Annotated in this window: 9 protein-coding genes; 6 read left to right on the top strand and 3 right to left on the bottom strand. The window is 65.7% G+C overall.

Features of this window, described 5'->3' with window-relative positions; translation table 11 throughout:
• Positions 1–69 precede the first annotated feature (69 nt).
• The gene (locus tag OH491_RS07680) at positions 70–2,046 is read right to left on the bottom strand and encodes an LOG family protein (RefSeq protein WP_342750959.1); all 1,977 of its coding nucleotides are present in this window, start codon (positions 2,044–2,046) and stop codon (positions 70–72) included.
• A 164-nt stretch (positions 2,047–2,210) separates the two neighbouring features.
• Here OH491_RS07680 and OH491_RS07675 point away from each other — a divergent pair, with 164 nt between their 5' ends.
• The 4 genes from OH491_RS07675 (at position 2,211) to OH491_RS07660 (ending at position 6,764) form a co-directional block, all read left to right on the top strand.
• Positions 2,211–2,624 (top strand): Co(2+)/Mg(2+) efflux protein ApaG, encoded by a 414-nt coding sequence (locus OH491_RS07675; protein ID WP_334319615.1) that lies wholly within the window; start codon positions 2,211–2,213, stop codon positions 2,622–2,624.
• Positions 2,625–2,826: 202 nt separating this feature from the next.
• Positions 2,827–4,185: an MBL fold metallo-hydrolase gene (locus tag OH491_RS07670; protein WP_068772309.1), complete on the top strand. Its 1,359-nt coding sequence runs from the start codon at positions 2,827–2,829 to the stop codon at positions 4,183–4,185.
• A 309-nt stretch (positions 4,186–4,494) separates the two neighbouring features.
• Positions 4,495–5,742, top strand: a complete 1,248-nt coding sequence (locus tag OH491_RS07665; protein WP_068772310.1) for a M48 family metallopeptidase — start codon at positions 4,495–4,497, stop codon at positions 5,740–5,742.
• Positions 5,743–5,858: 116 nt separating this feature from the next.
• On the top strand, positions 5,859–6,764 hold the full coding sequence (locus OH491_RS07660; protein WP_068772311.1) for an endonuclease/exonuclease/phosphatase family protein: 906 nt from the start codon (positions 5,859–5,861) through the stop codon (positions 6,762–6,764).
• Between the two features lie 141 nt (positions 6,765–6,905).
• Here the strand turns inward: OH491_RS07660 and OH491_RS07655 are convergent, their stop codons facing one another.
• Positions 6,906–7,466: a hypothetical protein gene (locus OH491_RS07655; protein ID WP_145929035.1), complete on the bottom strand. Its 561-nt coding sequence runs from the start codon at positions 7,464–7,466 to the stop codon at positions 6,906–6,908.
• An 88-nt stretch (positions 7,467–7,554) separates the two neighbouring features.
• Between OH491_RS07655 and OH491_RS07650 the strand changes: the two genes are divergently transcribed.
• Positions 7,555–11,991: a DUF3418 domain-containing protein gene (locus OH491_RS07650; protein WP_342750958.1), complete on the top strand. Its 4,437-nt coding sequence runs from the start codon at positions 7,555–7,557 to the stop codon at positions 11,989–11,991.
• A 132-nt stretch (positions 11,992–12,123) separates the two neighbouring features.
• Here OH491_RS07650 and OH491_RS07645 read toward each other — a convergent pair whose 3' ends face one another.
• Positions 12,124–13,131, bottom strand: coding sequence for a LacI family DNA-binding transcriptional regulator (locus OH491_RS07645; RefSeq protein ID WP_084442578.1), 1,008 nt, complete (start codon positions 13,129–13,131; stop codon positions 12,124–12,126).
• Between the two features lie 100 nt (positions 13,132–13,231).
• On the opposite strand from OH491_RS07645, the gene OH491_RS07640 reads away from it, so the two are divergent.
• Positions 13,232–16,402 (top strand): TonB-dependent receptor, encoded by a 3,171-nt coding sequence (locus OH491_RS07640; RefSeq protein WP_342750957.1) that lies wholly within the window; start codon positions 13,232–13,234, stop codon positions 16,400–16,402.
• The last annotated feature ends 16 nt before the right edge of the window (positions 16,403–16,418 follow it).

Below are 16,418 nucleotides of genomic sequence, written 5' to 3'. Positions count from 1 at the left end.
TCCGCCTGCGGCTCGGCGGGACGCCTCGCCCTACCTAAAGGGGAATTTTTATTGGGAAATGGCATCACTTCATAAAACCCGCAGCGTTTTTCTATAAAAGCTCACGACCTCGTCGGGGTCGTCGGTAAATAATATATAGTCCAGCATCCATTCGGGGGCGCGTTTGGTTTTGACCATGTTGCGGACCTGTTTTCGCAGGTCGGTCCAGAAGCGGCTGTTGTAGAATATATAGGGGACGCGCGGGCGGATGCCGAGTTTCAGGTTGCAGAGTTCGATGCCGATTTCCTCCAGCGTGCCAACTCCGCCGACGTTGAAGATGCAAAAATCCGCGACTTCGAACCATTTCTGGCGGTAGTGGCGCGAGGTTTCCTGAAAGGTGTTGAAGAAATCGACCCCGATTTCCGGGGGCTGGGCTTCGAGTTCGAGGAAGCAGGCGCCGGTGAGGGCGCCTTTGCCGCGGGCCTGTTCGGTGGCGAGGCGCATGACCCCGCCGCCGCCGCCGGTGAGCACGCCGACGTTGGTGCCGATAAAACCGGTGAGCTTGTCGATGAGCGCGGAGATGCGGTCGGTGTCGGCCTGGTCGAGACCGACCGCGGAGCCGTAGAAGGCAAGGATGGTGGTTTCCTGGAATTTGCGGGCGAGTTCCTCGCGCACAAAGAAACCGTGGTCCTTTTTGTAAGTGTGAAGGTAGAGGTCGCCGAGCTGGTCGTTATACCAGTAAACATCGATGCCGAGGTCGTCATAGTTGACGAGGCGGCCGTGGGCGTTGTGCGACAGGAAGAATCCGTGGGTGCGGGAGGGACGGCGGAAGATGAGGCGTTTGAGCTTGAGCTGGGGGAGGCGGGCGAGGATTTCGATTTGCTCGGGGAGATTGGGGAAGTAGTCGGTGACGAGCGTGTCGGCGTCGGCGGGGGCGGCGTCGAGGGCGTTGACCACGGTGCGATGGGTGACGGCGCCGGGATCGGCGGCGTCTGCGAGCGCGGTTTTCAGAACGGCGTGGTCGAAGAGAAGCGACGAATGGAGGAAAAGGGAGCGGTTTTCCTGGGCGGAGTTCTGCCCCTTGACCGTGACGCGGGCGCGGGGCTTGGCCTCGGCGGTGTCGCGGGGCGGGTTTTCGTCGAGGGAGTGGTAGAGTTCGGTGGCGGAGGCGAGGAGGCGCGCGCGTTTTTTGAGGAGGGATTTGCTGTCGGTGTCGGCGGGGGCGGGGGCGCGGAAAACCTCGACGGAGACGACCGGATTAATGACAGGCTGGTCGCCGGTGTTGTAGATTTCCAGCATGATGTTGGTGCCGAAAGTCTTTATGGGGTCGAGGAGGACGGCGGAAGTGTGGATGCCGAAGTTGCCCTCGCCGCGGTTGAGGATGACGTAGTGCTCTTTCAAATACATGGAGCAACTGGTGAGGATGCCGGAGCGGGGCGGGATGGTGAGGAGCGGGGTCTCGTGGCGCACCTGGACCTTGTCGAGGTAGGAGCGGCCGGCGTCGCCGGAGACGAGGCGCTCGAACTCGGGGCGCTGGAGGCGGGGATTGAGCGAATAGCGGACGTTGTGCGGGGTAAGGAAGACGGAGCCGTGGCGGTCGATGCTGATGGAGGCGGGGAGCTTGAGGGCGTTGCCGGCGATGGCGTCCTGGATTTCGGTGGAGGAGAGCTTGGCTGATTCGGGGGCGTAGAAGAGGCGGCCGACGGGCGCGCCGGAGCGGAGGAGTTTTTTCCAGTAAGAGGCGTTGGGGAAGCTGTGGTCGAAGAGGAACGCCTCGGCCTCAAACACGAGCCGGTTGCCGTCAACGGAGAGCGGGCTGGTGCGGACCATCTCGATGCCGATGCGGGCGAGGGTGCTGCGCTCGGTAAAATGCAGGTCGGCGATGCGGGCCTTCATGGTGTCGAACTCGGCGGGATGGCGCGGCCAGAAGGCGAGGGTGAGCGAGACCGTGCGGTCGCCGTTGGCGGACGGGCGGACGGTGAGAATCTGGCCGTCCTGGCTGGTCCAGAAGGCGTCGTCGGCGGGTTGCGGGTGGGATTTGGCGGAAGAGGCTGCGGTGGCGGACATGGTTTGGTCGCGGGATGGTTGGTGTCTTGGCGAAATTGAGGATGGAAAAAGCACGAGTGAAGGCCCGATGCCCCGGTTGGGCAAGGTGGGAGTGCGGGGCCGCTTTTATGGGGAATGCCGGATTCCCGGCATTGGCAAACACGGGTTGCATGCGTTATATTACCGTGCAGTTTCATCCAGCCGTGCCCGCCAACTCGCTCACACTTCCCGGACTTACCGCGCGCCTCGACCGGCTTGTTTATCACCATGGAGGGAAAAGCCTGCCCGAGGACCAGCCGCACGCGTTTGTTTATTTTATCACCATCACAAACTCCTCCGACCGCATCGTGAAGCTGCTCGGGCGCAAATGGGTGCTCCGCCAGGCCGACGGGTCGCGCGTCGTCATCGAAGGCGACAAAATCGTCGGCGAGACGCCGCGCATCGCGCCCGGCGAGGAATTCTCCTACAACAGCTACCACGTGACCGGCACCGACGCGCGCGCCCAAGGCAGCTTTCACGGCGTGGATGACCTCGGCCATCGCATCCACGTCATGCTGCCTGAGTTCGAGATGATCATCCCGACCCGGCTGGACGGGTGACCGGTGTCCGCGTGCGCGCATGGGCCGGAGTCCCGGGACTTCCCGCCCCTGCGTTTTCCCATGTCCTCTGCACAACCCCAAAAGACAACGATCTCCATCGCCCCCGTTATGGCGGACCTGTTTACACCCGGCGGCTTTGCATCCCCTCGCAAATCTTGCTCTTGCGGAGGCGCGTCCGCTCCCTCTTTCTCGCTTGCACTACATGAAGCTCATTGACCTTAACCGCGACGGCGAAATCGGCGCGAACTGTCACTACATCCAGATCGGAAGTCTTAACCTTGTCATCGACAGCGGCCTGCACCCGAAAAAAGCGGGGCGGCGCGCCGCGCCCGATTTTGGGCCGATACGCGGCGTCCATCTCGATCTCATCATCATCACGCACTGCCACCTCGACCATATCGGCAGCCTGCCCGTGCTCCTGCGCGAGCACCCCGAGGCTCCCGTCGTCATGAGCACCTCCAGCCGCATGCTGGTCGAGCGCATGCTGCATAACTCCGCCAACGTCATGGTGCGCCAGAAGGAGGAGGCCAACATTCCCGAGTATCCGCTTTTCACCCACGAGGAGATCGACCGCATCGCGAAACGCCTCACCGGCATCCCGTTCGGCCAGGCCAAGCGCATTCAGGGCGGCAAGGACGACATCACCATCATCCTCCACCCGGCCGGCCATGTTGCAGGCGCGGCGGGGGTGGAGATTCACCACAAGCGGCGCCAGATATTCCTCACCGGCGACGTGCTCTTCGAGGACCAGCGCACGCTTCCCGGCGCGAAATTCCCGGCCGGGCGCTTCGACACGCTCGTCATGGAAACCACCCGGGGCATCACCGCGCGCGGCTCCGAAAAGACGCGCCTCATCGAGGTCAACCGCCTCATCGACAGCATTAACGACACCATCCAGCGCGGCGGCTCGTATCTCATCCCCGTGTTCGCGCTCGGCCGGCAGCAGGAAATCCTCTCCATCATCCACGACGCGCGCAAATTCCGCCGTCTCGTTGACTGCCCCATTTTCGCGGCCGGCCTCGGCATGGACCTGGCCGACTACTTCGACGAAATCTCGCGCAAGACCAAGCACGTCCGCTTCAACCGCGGCATCATCAAGGAACTCCAGATCAAGCCCACCCCGCGCAAGCTCAACCCCGGCGAGGATCCGCAGCAAAACGGCCTCTACATCATCAGTTCCGGCATGATGGTCGAGCGCACGCCATCCTACACCCTCGCATCCGGGCTCGTCGGCCACGCCCGCAACACCATCGGCTTCGTCGGCTACTGCGACCCCGACACGCCCGGCGGCGAACTCCTGGCCTCGAAGCCCGGCGACCAGTTCCTCTTCAAGGCGTGCAACGTGAAGACCAAGATCAAGGCCCGCGTCGAGCGTTTCGACCTGAGCGGCCACGCCGACCGCGAGGAGTTGCTGGAATTCGCCGTGCAAGCCGATCCGCGCGTCATCGTTCTCACGCACGGTGAAAACGAAGCCCGCGCCTGGTTCGCCGGACAACTCGCCGAAAAGCTTCCGAAAACCAAGCTCATCGACCCGGTTCCGCTCCAAACCTATCAGGTTTGAGGGGGGGGCAACCGGAAGAGGTGTCACAAACGGAGCGGCGGCGTCCTCGTCGCCACCCAAGCCGAAAGCCATAAGGCGCAACGCAGCCGCGCCAGCGACTGGGAGCGCCGGCATCTTGCCGGCAGGTGGCACGGGCGTCCCGCCCGTGGGTTTGGCGACGCTTCGCGTCGTCTGCCGGCTGGAAGCCGGCGCTCCCAGTCGCTGGCGCGGCTGCGCATGGCGGACCACCACTTCCGATTACACCCGGTTTGAGACCCGGCTCGTTTTTGCCTTGGCCAGCGGCGAAAAGACCGGGCAACCTGCCGCATCATGATTTTGTTCCTGGCGCTTGTCCTCATCGCGCTGCGTCTCGCGGCGGAAATTTTTCTCAGCCTGCTCAACAGCCGCGAAGTCCGCCGCCACGCGGACGCGCCGCCCGCCCCGGTCGCCGCGATCATGGACGCCGCCACCAGCGGACGCGCCGCCGCCTACACGCTCGCCAAGGGGCGGCTCGGGCGCGTCGAGCTGGCGTGGGATGCGCTCGTGCTGGCCGCGCTCCTGCTGAGCGGCGTGCTGCCGCGCGTCTACGCGGCGGTCTGCCCGGCGGACGCCTCGGGCGCGTGGGTGTTGTGGAGCCGCGTGTTTTTTCTCATCGGCACCGGCATCGCGCTCAGCTTCTTTTCCCTGCCGCTGGACTGGTGGGGACAGTTCCGGCTCGAACAACGCTTCGGCTTCAACAAAAGCACGCCCGGCCTGTGGGTGGCGGACAAAATCAAGGGCCTCGCGCTTTCCATCGTCATCGGCGCGCCCGTGCTCTGGGTGCTGCTCTGGCTCGCTCAGCTCGCGGGCGGCGCGTGGTGGGCGTGGGGATTCGTTTTTGTATTCGGTTTCCAACTACTGATGCTCGTGCTTTACCCGAAGCTCATCCTGCCGCTGTTCAACAAACTCACTCCGCTGCCGGACGGCGAGCTGCGCGCGCGGCTGATGGCGCTGGCGGAACGCTCCGGGTTTCGCGCCTCGACCATCCAGGTGATGGACGGCAGCAAGCGCTCCGGGCATTCGAACGCCTACTTCACCGGGTTCGGGCGCTTCCGCCGCATCGTGCTGTTCGACACGCTCATCGGGCAGCTTGCGCCCGAGGAGCTGGAGGCGGTGCTGGCGCACGAGGTCGGCCACTACAAACGCGGCCACATCCCGAAAATGCTGGCGGTCTCGGCCGCGATGATGCTGGGCGGCTTTGCGGTCATCGCGTGGCTGGCCGGGAGCGCATGGTTCAACCCCGCCTTCGGGTTTCCCGCGGGCGATCTCGCGCCGGCGTTCCTGCTGTTCGCGCTGCTCGGCGGCGCGGTCACGTTCTGGCTCACGCCGCTCGGCAACCTGTTTTCGCGCAAGCACGAATACGAGGCCGACGCCTTTGCCCGCGAGGTGATGGGCGGCCCCGCGCCGCTCGTCGGCGCGCTGCGCAAGCTTGCGCAGAAAAACCTGAGCAACCTCACGCCGCACCCGTGGTTCAGCGGGTTTTATTATTCGCATCCCACACTGGTCGAGCGCGAGGCGGCGCTCAACGCCGGACAATGAGCTCACCGGCAAACGTAGGGCCTGACCTTGCGTCAGGCCAGGCAACCCGGCGGCATGTCGCACACAGGCTCGGCCTGACGCAAGGTCAGGCCCTACGGTGCGTTTTCCTCACCGTCTTGGTTCTCTTTGTTTTCTTCGCCGGCCAGCCGGTTTTCGCCGGCACTCTCACCGTCGCGACCTACAACGTGAAAAATTACACGCTGGAAAGCCGCATGGCGGATGGCGAATACAAGAAGGAGTATCCGAAACCCGAATCCGAAAAGGACGCGCTGCGCGCCGTCATCAAGGCGATCGGCGCCGATGTGCTCGCGTTGCAGGAAATGGGGCCGCAGCCGTTTCTCGACGAGTTGCAGCGCGACCTGCGGAGCGACGGGGTCGATTATCCTTACGGCATCGTGCTCGACGCGCAGGATGCCGACCGGCACCTGGCGGTGTTGTCGAAGCGGCCGTTTGTGTCGGTGGGGCGGCACACGGATTTGAGTTTCAGCTATTTTGACGAACAGGATTTTGTGAAGCGCGGCCTGCTGGAGGTGCGGGTCCCGGCGGGCGCGATTGGCGCGCCGCCGGCGGATGACGAGGTCGTGACGATTTTCGTGGTGCATCTGAAAAGCCGTTATACCGACCGCCCGGACGATCCCGAGTCGGCCATCCGGCGCACGTCCGAGGCCGAGGCGGTCCGCGACCGGGTGCTGAAGGTTTTCCCCGACCGGGCGAAGGCAAGATTCCTGCTCGTCGGCGATTGCAACGACACCCGCGCCAACCGCCCCCTGCGCGCGCTCAGCCGTCGCGGCGATACGCTCATCGCCGACATCCTTCCGGCCGGGGACACGCGTGGCGAGGTGTGGACTTTGTTTTGGGCGAAGCAGGACACCTACTCGCGTTTCGACCACATCCTCGTGTCGCCGGGTCTGCGCGATGCGGTCGTCGGAGGCGCGGCGTGGATTTACGACGGCCCGCAAGTCATGCAAGCCAGCGACCACCGCCCCGTCGTGGTGCGTCTGGAAATCGCGGACAAAAAATAGCGTGCTCCCCCCAGCACGCGCTGCCATCTTTATCTTTCCTCTTTCTCTTATCCGGCATCACACCGACACGTTTGGGAGAAAGAGGAAAGATAAAGAAGAAAGAGAAAGATGGAGGATAAGAAGGACGTCCGGGTTTGGCTGTCACTCCGCGTGCTCTTCCGCGTCTTCAGCCTCGCCGAGCGCGATTTCGATCGGGATGCGCCGCCGGTGGTAGTAGAGCGCCAGCAAGCCCTGGTAGGCGATGGTCAGGCAGCCGACCGTTGTGAAAAACATCATGTAACCCGCCTTCAACAACATGGGCAGATCCGCGCGCGTCATGCCGTTGTTATCCAGCATTTTTTTATACCAGCCCGGCAGCCGTTCGAACATCTCGTCGGAATGCGCCGCATAAAAAGCCGGATCGTAATGGGTGAGCTGCCAGCCCGTAAAAAACAGGATCAGCGCCATGAGCAGCAACTGCGCGCGCACCAGCCAGCCTATGCCGCGCGAATCGCCGCCGCCGAGCAGGCTTGCGCCGTGCAGTTCCATCGCCCCCGTGCCGGCGGCGAGCACGCAGACCAGGGCGCCCGCGATATTGCCTCCCATGGCAAACATGACGGCAAGGGCGCCGAGCGTGATGAGCAGCAGCCGTCCGTCAACGGACGCCACGAGAATGACGCGGTTCAGAATGTCGCCGGGCAAGGGTGGTGGTTTTTGAGCCATGAAATGATGTCGTGAATTTCGGGTGGATTCCCGCAATGGAGTCGTTCTGGATTCCCTGCCCGGAGCATAATGACAACCTGAAAATCTCGTGACCGACCAGCCGACACCGCCGCCGCGCCTGCGCATCGACTTTCCGCCCGCCCTGCCCATCAGCGAACGGGCGGAGGAAATCGTCGCGGCCATCCAGGCGCATCCGGTCGTGATTCTCGCCGGCGAGACCGGCTCGGGCAAGACCACGCAGATCCCGAAAATGTGCCTCGCCGCCGGGCGCGGCGCGCTTGGCAAAATCGCCTGCACCCAGCCGCGCCGCGTGGCGGCGTTGTCCATCTCGCGCCGCGTGGCCGAGGAGCTCGGCGTGGAATGGGGCCGCGAGGTCGGCTGCAAGATCCGTTTCAGCGACCAGACCTCGCCCTCCACCATCGTGAAGTTCATGACCGACGGCATGCTGCTCGCCGAGGTGCAGGGCGACCCGATGCTGCGCGCCTACGACACCATCATCATCGACGAGGCCCACGAGCGCTCGCTCAACATCGACTTCCTGCTCGGCCACCTGCGCCTGCTGCGCCACAGGCGCCCCGAGCTGAAAATCATCATCACCTCCGCCACCATCGACACCGCCGCCTTTTCCAAGGCGTTCGACGACGCGCCCGTCATCCAGGTCTCGGGCCGGACCTTTCCCGTCGAGGTGGTTTACGCGCCGCTCGACGGCCTGGGCTCCGACGCCGCCGAGGACGACGAGCCGCAGGCGCGCGCCGAGGCGCTGCACTATATCGACGGCGCGGTCGAGGCGGTCGGGCGCATCGTCGCGGAAAGCGAGGGACGGGCCGGGGGCGACATCCTCGTGTTCATGCCCGCCGAGCGGGACATCCGCGAGACGGCCGATTTGCTCGAAGGGCGGGGAAACTCCCGCGCCGGCGGCGGGGCGGGAGGGCTGCGTGACTGCGAAATCGTCCCGCTTTTCGGGCGCCTCTCCAACGCCGAGCAACAGCGCGTCTTCACGCCCACGCTCGTCATCGCCACCACGCCGCGCAGGCGCTGCACCGCCGCGCTGCCGCGCCGAGGAATCGCGCAGTCCAGCGCCGACCAGCGCAAGGGCCGCTGCGGCCGCGTGGCCGAGGGCGTGTGCGTGCGCCTGTATTCGGAAAAAGACTACAACGAGCGCCCTCGTTTCGCGCAACCGGAGATCCAGCGCGCCAACCTCGCCGACGTCATCCTGCGCATGAAGGCCTTCGGCCTCGGCGACATCGAGCGTTTTCCCTTCATCAATATGCCGGCGGCGAAAGCCATCCGCGCCGGCTACGCGCTGCTGGAGGAACTCGGGGCGCTGGAGCAGGGCGGGGAGCCCGGGGCCGGCGCGCACCGGCTCACGGACATCGGGCGCGAACTCGCCCGGCTGCCGGTCGATCCCACCGTGGGCCGCATGATTTTGCAGGCGCGCAGGGAAAAATGCCTGCGCGAGGTTGCCGTCATCGCCGCGGGGCTTTCCATCCAGGACCCGCGCGAGCGTCCGCTGGAAAAGCAGGCGCAGGCCGACGCCGCGCACCGCCGCTTCGCGCATCCCGACTCCGATTTCCTCACCCTGCTCAACATCTGGGAGGCTTTTCACGACGAGTTCGAAACGATGTCGCAGTCGAGGCTGCGCCGCTTTTGCCGCGGACATTTTTTGAGTTACACGCGCCTGCGCGAATGGCGCGACATCCACGCGCAGCTCATCGACGTGATGAGCGGGCGCGAGGACGGGCGCATGAGCTCGGTGCGCGACGGACTGGGGGACAAGGAGCCCGACCTCGCCTTTGGCTCGCCCGCCTACCGCGCCGTCCACCGGTCCATCCTCACCGGGCTGCTCGGCAACATCGCCCTCCGCGATGACGAAACCGGCGCCTACAAATCCACGCACGACCGGCGCGTGGCGATTTTCCCGGGTTCGGTCCTGTTCAACCGCGACAATGACAAGGCCCGGACGAGCGGCAGCGACGCGCGCAATAAGAACGACTCGAAGAGTCGTGCGAAGCGCCCCCAAAGCCCCAAGGCCGTCATGGCGGCGGAAATCATGGAAACCTCGCGGCTCTATGCGCGCACCTGCGCGCGCTTCGATCCCGCGTGGGCGCTCGAACTCGGCGCACACCTCCTCAAAATCTCGCACAGCGAGCCCTTCTGGGACGAGGAGAAGGGCCGCGTGCTGGTGAAGCAACGCTCGCGCCTGCACGGGCTCGAACTCGACGTGCGCGCCGTCGGCTACGGCCGGGTGAACCCGGCGCACGCGACGGAGATTTTCATCCGCGAGGCGCTCGTGAACGACGCCATCACCTGGCCGTTCGATTTCCTCGCGCACAACCGCGACGTGCGGGCCAAGGTCGAAAACCTCCTGACCCGCGCCCGCGACAGCAGCTACATGAACCTCGACGAGGCCGTGTATCGCTTTTACGCGGAACGGCTGGGCGTGGCGGAGATGGGGACGCGCCCGTGCGCCAGTGTAGGGCCTGACCTTGTGTCAGGCCGCGAACCGCCGTGCGCAAACGCGGCTCGACCCAAGGTCGAGCCCTACGGGGAATCCCCGCCGCCCGTCTCCTCCGTGCCCGAACTCATCGCGCTGGTGCGCGAACGCAAGCCCCGCGAGCCGCGTTTCCTTGAGATGGACATCGAGGACCTGCGCGATCCCGGCGAACTCTCCCATGACGCGGTTGCGTTTCCCGAGGCGGTCGAACTCGAAAACCGCGCGCTGCCGCTGGCCTATGCCTACAAGCCCGGCCAGGACGACGACGGCGTGACCATCGAGGTCAACGTGCGCGACGCCGGCGCGCTCACCGCCGCCGCGCTCGACTGGGCCGTGCCCGGCCATCTCGCGGCCAAGGTTGAGCACTACCTGCGCGTCACGCCGAAGGAGCTGCGCCGCGCGTTCATGCCGCTGGCCGAGACCGCGCGCAGCCTGGCGGAACAGGCCGCGGGCCGCGACCGCCTGACCGGACGCAGCGAGTCGCTCATCGACGCGCTCGCCGCCGTCATCGCGGAGCGATTCAGTATCCAAATAATAACTACACTGTGGGCCGCGAAGCCGCCGCCGGAGCACCTCCGCGTGCGCGTGCGCGTGGTCGATGACAACGGCGCGGAAATCTGCGCGGGGCGCGACCTCGACGGGATCCGCGCCGCGTTTTCCGAGCGCCAGCGCGAGGCGAGCGCCAACGCCTCCCGCGAAGATCCCGCCGCGTGGCGCCGCGCGCGGTCGCGTTGGGAGACGCCGCCGCAAACCGCGTGGACGTTTGGCGGCATCCCGGCGTGCGTGCGCATCGGCGACCAGGCCGGCATGCCGGTCGAGGCTTTCCCCGGGTTGCAGGTGGAAACGGCATCCTTCCGCTCCAAAAAAAGCGGCGGATCGGGCGGCTGCGCCGTCCACGGGCGGGACGCCCGTGCCACGCAAACTCACCAGCGGGATGCCCGCGCCATCTTGCCCGCCGACGGCGTGGCGTTGCGTTTGTTCAAGACGCCCGAGGCCGCGCGTGCCGGGACGGCGCGCGGGCTGGCGCGGCTGCTGGAATGCGAGTTGAAATACGAGCTTGCCTGGCTGGAGCGCGACCTGAGGGCGTTGCGGGAACTCGGTCCGCTCGCCGCGGCAGCCGCCCCGATGGACACGCTTCAGGCGCAAGCCTTCGCGATGCTTCGAGACTGGGTTTGCGATGCGGCACGCGTGGAGGGTTTCGCCTCGAATCGTTCTCGTTCTCTTGCTCGTTCTCTCGAAGATGAAACGGCGACGGCGATGGCGGATGATGCGCCGACCGAAAGTGAAACAAAGAGAGAACGAGCAAGAGAACGATTGGCGGAGGGCGGAGCGTGGCTGACGGCGGAGGCGTTTGCGGCGGCCGTGGCGGGGGCGAAGCGCGACTTGCGCGGCGTGGTGCCGCGGTTGATGGATTTGTTGAGGGAAATCCTGTCGGCTCGGGTGGAATTGCAGGTGCTGCCCGATGCGCCGGACGGGCTGGCGGCGGATGTCGCGGCGCTGGTGCCGCCGGATTTCCTGCGCGTGACGCATTATGGCCGTCTCGCGCATCTGCCGCGTTATTTGAAGGCGATGCGCCTGCGCGCCGGACGCTGGCGGCAGAATCCCGTGAAGGACGCCGAGCGCGTCCGCGCGCTCGCGCCTTATGCGAGGGAGGCGGCGCGGATCGCCGGCCTGTTGCGCGCCGGGGAAAAAATGCCGCCTGCGTGGCGCGAGGCGGCGGAAGCGTTTCGCTGGCTGGTGGAGGAATTCCGGTTGAGCCTGTTTGCCCAGGAACTCGGCACCGCGGAGCCTGTTTCCCCGGTGAAGCTCGACCGCGCGCGGGCGGAGCTGCGGCGCCTGGAAAACGCGGAGGGCGCCGGCAGGGCGGGCGAGGGCGCGGACCGCGAAAAGGCTGCGGACAAAAACCAATCCGCCGCACCGGCCGTTCCGCCCGAGCCCGCGTCCGCACCGCCCGCGGCGATGCCGTTGCCGTCAAAAAAGACCAAGCCGATAAAAAGCCTGAACGCCCTCGGCTCGTTGTTTCAGAAGTAGAAAAGCGCGACAGGTGAGTGTCCTGTCTTGGAAACTCGCCGGCTGGCCCTCACCCGGCGGTTTTTCACCTTCGCAAAGAGGAACTCCTCCCGCTCTCATATCCTGCCGCGGCGGGCTGGTCCTGCTTCCTTTTCACGTCCTTCTTCTCGCCGGTGTTTGTGGCAGGACGACGCTTTCGCGCTTGAGCAAGCCATACGGCAGCACCGTCCGCGCCGGCGGGGTGTCCCCGGACAGGTGAGCCTCGATGGCGTCGGCGGTGGCCGCGGCCATCGTCGGATAGTCGGGGGAAATGGTCGTCAGCGGGGGCACGGTGTATTGGGAAAAAGAGGTCTGCTCCGAGGCGATGAGCGAGACGTCCTCCGGCACGCGCCGCCCGTAGAGCGAGAAGGCGTGGAGCGCGATGATGCCGGCGTTTCCGCCGGGGCAAAACAGGGCGTCCACGCCGCGCTTCAAGAGTTTTCCAATCAACTCCACGTATCGCTCGTCGCCGGCGCCGGAGAACAGGACCAGTGAGTCGTCGCAGGGGAGTTTCCGCGTCTCCAGCGCGCGAAGGATGGCCGCGTGCCGCAGGGCGGCGTTGCCCGCGCCCGGGTCCCCGTGGATGATGCAGCCGATCTTGCGGCAGCCGCTCTCGTGGAGATGCGCGATGGCGAGCCTCATGCCCTGGGCCTCGTCCGAGCGGACGTGAAACACGTGCGACGGCTTGGGCTTGCCGTCGCGGTCCAGGATGACCAGCGGGACGGGGAAGCGCCCCGGCCAGTCGGCAAAGTCCGCCGGTTCCGCCCCGATGGCGACGGCGGCGCAAAACTGGATTTCCCCCAGCCGCTCGCGGTTGTTGACGGGCAGGATCTCCAGCCGGAAGCCGCGCCGCGGCAGCTCCTGCGTGAGCGCCATCAAAATCATGTCCACGCAGCCCTGCACGGGCCACACGGCGTTGTAGGGCGTGATGATGACCACGTTCTTCTGCTTGAGCGAAAGCCGCGGCTGGTAGCCGTGCTCGCGCGCCGCCTCGAACACGCGCTGCCGCAACTCGGGCCGGATGTTCGGGTGGTGGTTGAAAACACGCGAGACGGTCGCAATCGAAACCCCGGCGCACCGCGCAAGCTCCTGGATTTTTATCATGTCCGGTTTCTTCTTCATGTGAAAACAAACATTTGTTTTCTGAAAATTTTCCAAAAACTCAAAAATTTTTTTTGAGTTTCAATTACGAGGTTGAAAACGTTTCTGCTACCATGGCTGCATGAGCCCCTTCGTCCGCCACTCCGCCCCGCGCCAGCTTCCGCCGGCATTCCGCCCCGTGCTCGCCCTGCTCCTCGTCCTCGTCGCCGCGCCGTTTCCGCCGGCGCGGGCGCAGCCCGCCGCGAACGCCGTCACCGGCGCCGTCACCGGGCGCGTCTTCAATCCCGCGACCGACGAGTATGTGCGCGACGCGCTCATCCGCGCCACCGCCACCGGTGAGACCGTTTTCACCGAGGCCGGCGGCTTCTACCAGATCTCCGGCCTGCCCGCCGGCGAGGCCGCGCTCGTGCTCAGCTACGCCGGCCTGCCCGATGTCACGCGCACCGTCGCCATCCGCGCCGGCGCCACCGCCACGCTGGACTTCGAGCTGCCCGCCGCCGCCCCCGGCGGAGCCGACGCCGACGGCAAGGTTGTCCAGTTGGAAGCGTTCACCGTCACCTCCGAGGCCACCGGCCAGGCCAAGGTCGTCATGCGCGAGCGCGCCTCGATGGATGTCGGCACCTCCGTCTCGTCCGACCTCTTCGGCAGCGACCCCGAGGGTAACATCGGCGAGTTTCTCCGCAACATGCCCGGCATCATCGTCAACTCCACCGCCGGCGAAGCCACCAGCGTCAGCATCGGCGGCCTCCCCTCCGAATACACCAACGTCACCGTGGACGGCGTCTCCACCACCGTCGCCAACATGGCCAACTCCACGCGCTCCACCACCTTCGAGCTCATTTCGCTCAACAGCATGGAGTCCATCGAAATCTCCCGCACCATCAGCGCCGACGTGGACGCCAACGCCCCCGCCGGCACCATCAACCTCCGCAGCAAGTCCGCCTTCGACCGCCGCGGCGTCCACTTCGCCACCCGCATCGTCCTCAACGCCCACTCCTCCGCCCTCGATTTCGACAAAACCCTCGGTCCCGACGACGACCGCCGCACGCTCAAAATCCGCCCCGGCTTCCTCGCCAGCTTCTCCGTCGCCAAGCGCGGCAAGTTCGGCCTCCTCGTGGACCTCAGCGAAAGCAACATCTACTCCGTCACCAACGACACCGTCATCGACATCAACTTCGCCCCCGACGCCAACGACCCCCGCCTCCAAGTCCCCGCCGGCATCACCTTCCGGCAGACCCCCCGCGTGAACCACCGCTTCGCCTCCACCATCCGCGCCGACTGGCGCGTCACACCCCGCCTCGCCCTCGGCGCCTCCCTCAACTACAGCGTCTCCGACCTCTGGCACCGCCAGCGCAACCTCATCCTCGACACCCCCATCGGCGCCAACTACGCCGCCCGCCCCGCCAACTCCCTCGCCATCGTCGCCGGCGACAACCCCATGCAAGCCTTCGAGGTCACCGGCGTCTCCACCAGCTACGTCACCTCCGAATCCCGCAACGTCGTCCAGTCCGGACGCTACGTCTCCCCCGAGGCCCGCCTCGAATACAAAACCCGCAACCTCGCCATTGACGCCCGCGTCGGCTACGCCGACAGCAAATCCGAGGGCGATTCCTACGGCAAAAAAGGCGCCGCCTACCTCGTTCGCGGCAGGGCCTCCGGCGTCGCCTACCGCGTCACCCGCTCCCCCGGCCTCGCCTCCCCCGACTACACCATCACCCAACTCGGCGGCCCCGACCTCGCCGACGGCGCCTCCTACACCGGCGACCGCGCCATCTACATGGAGGACGGACGCAAAACCACCGCCAAGGTCCTCAACGCCCAGGCCAACGCCTCCCTCATGACCCGCTGGCTCTGGCCCGTCCACTGGAAAACCGGCGTCAAAAGCCGCGAGGAAAAACGCACCTTCGACGAAAACGTTAACCTCAATCAATGGGCCTACACCGCCAACGCCTCCCACGCCGACTTCAAAAGCCCCTACGACTACGACTTCGGCCGCTCCGGCGTCTCCCTCGCCACCACCGGCGGCGGCACCGTCTGGACGCCCGACACCTCCGCCATCGCCGACGCCTACCGCGACGACGCCGGCCTCGACCCCGCCGACAAACTCTTCTCCAAAGTCACCACCGCAGACCAATACTACGCGGCCCGCGTCACCTACCACCGCAACTTCATCGAACGCGTCGACGCCGGCTACCTCATGGCCACCACCACTTTTTTTAACAAACGCATCTCCGCCCGCGCCGGCCTCCGCTACGAAAACACCACCAACCAAATCCGCGAGGCCGACTCCTACACCTCCCAGCAAGTCATCGACTACGTCAACAGCCTTCCCGCCGGGGAGCAGCTCCAATACCGGCAGGGCGGCGCGGCCGCCGGCGCCATCGTCAACGCCGACGGCCGCGCCGTCACCATCCCCGGCATCGACTACCAATTCCTCTCCCGCCCTTGGATACGCAAGGAAAGCGACTATGACCACCTCTTCCCCAGCGCCTCCCTCAAATACAACATCCTCGCCAACCTGAACCTCCAGCTCGGCTTTAGCACCACGATCCGTCGCCCTGACTACGGCGACCTCATCGGCGTCACCATCGTGGACAACGACGACAGCATCATCCGCATCGCCAACAAGCACCTTAAGCCCGAGAGAGCCCGCAACTTCGCCGCCCGCCTCGCCTGGTATCCCAAGGGCGCCGGCGCCGTCTCCCTCGCCCTCTACCAGAACAACGTCCAAAACAAAATCCAGAGCAACCTGACCCCCGTCGCCGACTACGACCCCGCCCTCGCCGCCGAATACCCCGGCTACATGGTCAGCAGCCGTTTCAACAGCGCCGCCGGTGTCACCATCCGCAGCATGGAACTCGCCTTCCGCCGCGACCTCGGCTTCATCGCCCCCGCCTTCCGCCCCGTCACCTTCCGCGCCAGCTACACCCGCACCTACGCCGAAATCCTCCAGCCCGCCGCCGACGAAAAACACGTCTCCGGCCTCGTCCCCCACACCGTCAACGCCGGCCTCACCTACGCCCACCGCGGCGTCAGCTTCAATATCAACTGGAACTGGAACGACACCTACCCCTTCTCCACCACCGGCCTGAGCCTCAACCGCCACCGCTCTCGCACCGACATCAGCGGCGACTGGCGCCTCAGCCGCCACTACACCGTCTCCTTCAGCATCCGCAACCTCTTCGACGACCCCTACGTGGAGCTCAAGAACATCGCCCCCGGCCCTCTCGTCATGAGCCGCTACATGCGCACCGGCTCCGTCATCAGCCTCTCCGTGAAAGGCGAATGGTAATCAGGCCGGTCCCGGC

Source organism: Termitidicoccus mucosus (assembly GCF_038725785.1).
In the GTDB taxonomy this organism is placed as follows: Bacteria; Verrucomicrobiota; Verrucomicrobiia; order Opitutales; family Opitutaceae; genus Termitidicoccus; species Termitidicoccus mucosus.
This window is presented reverse-complemented; position numbering and strand designations above follow the sequence as displayed.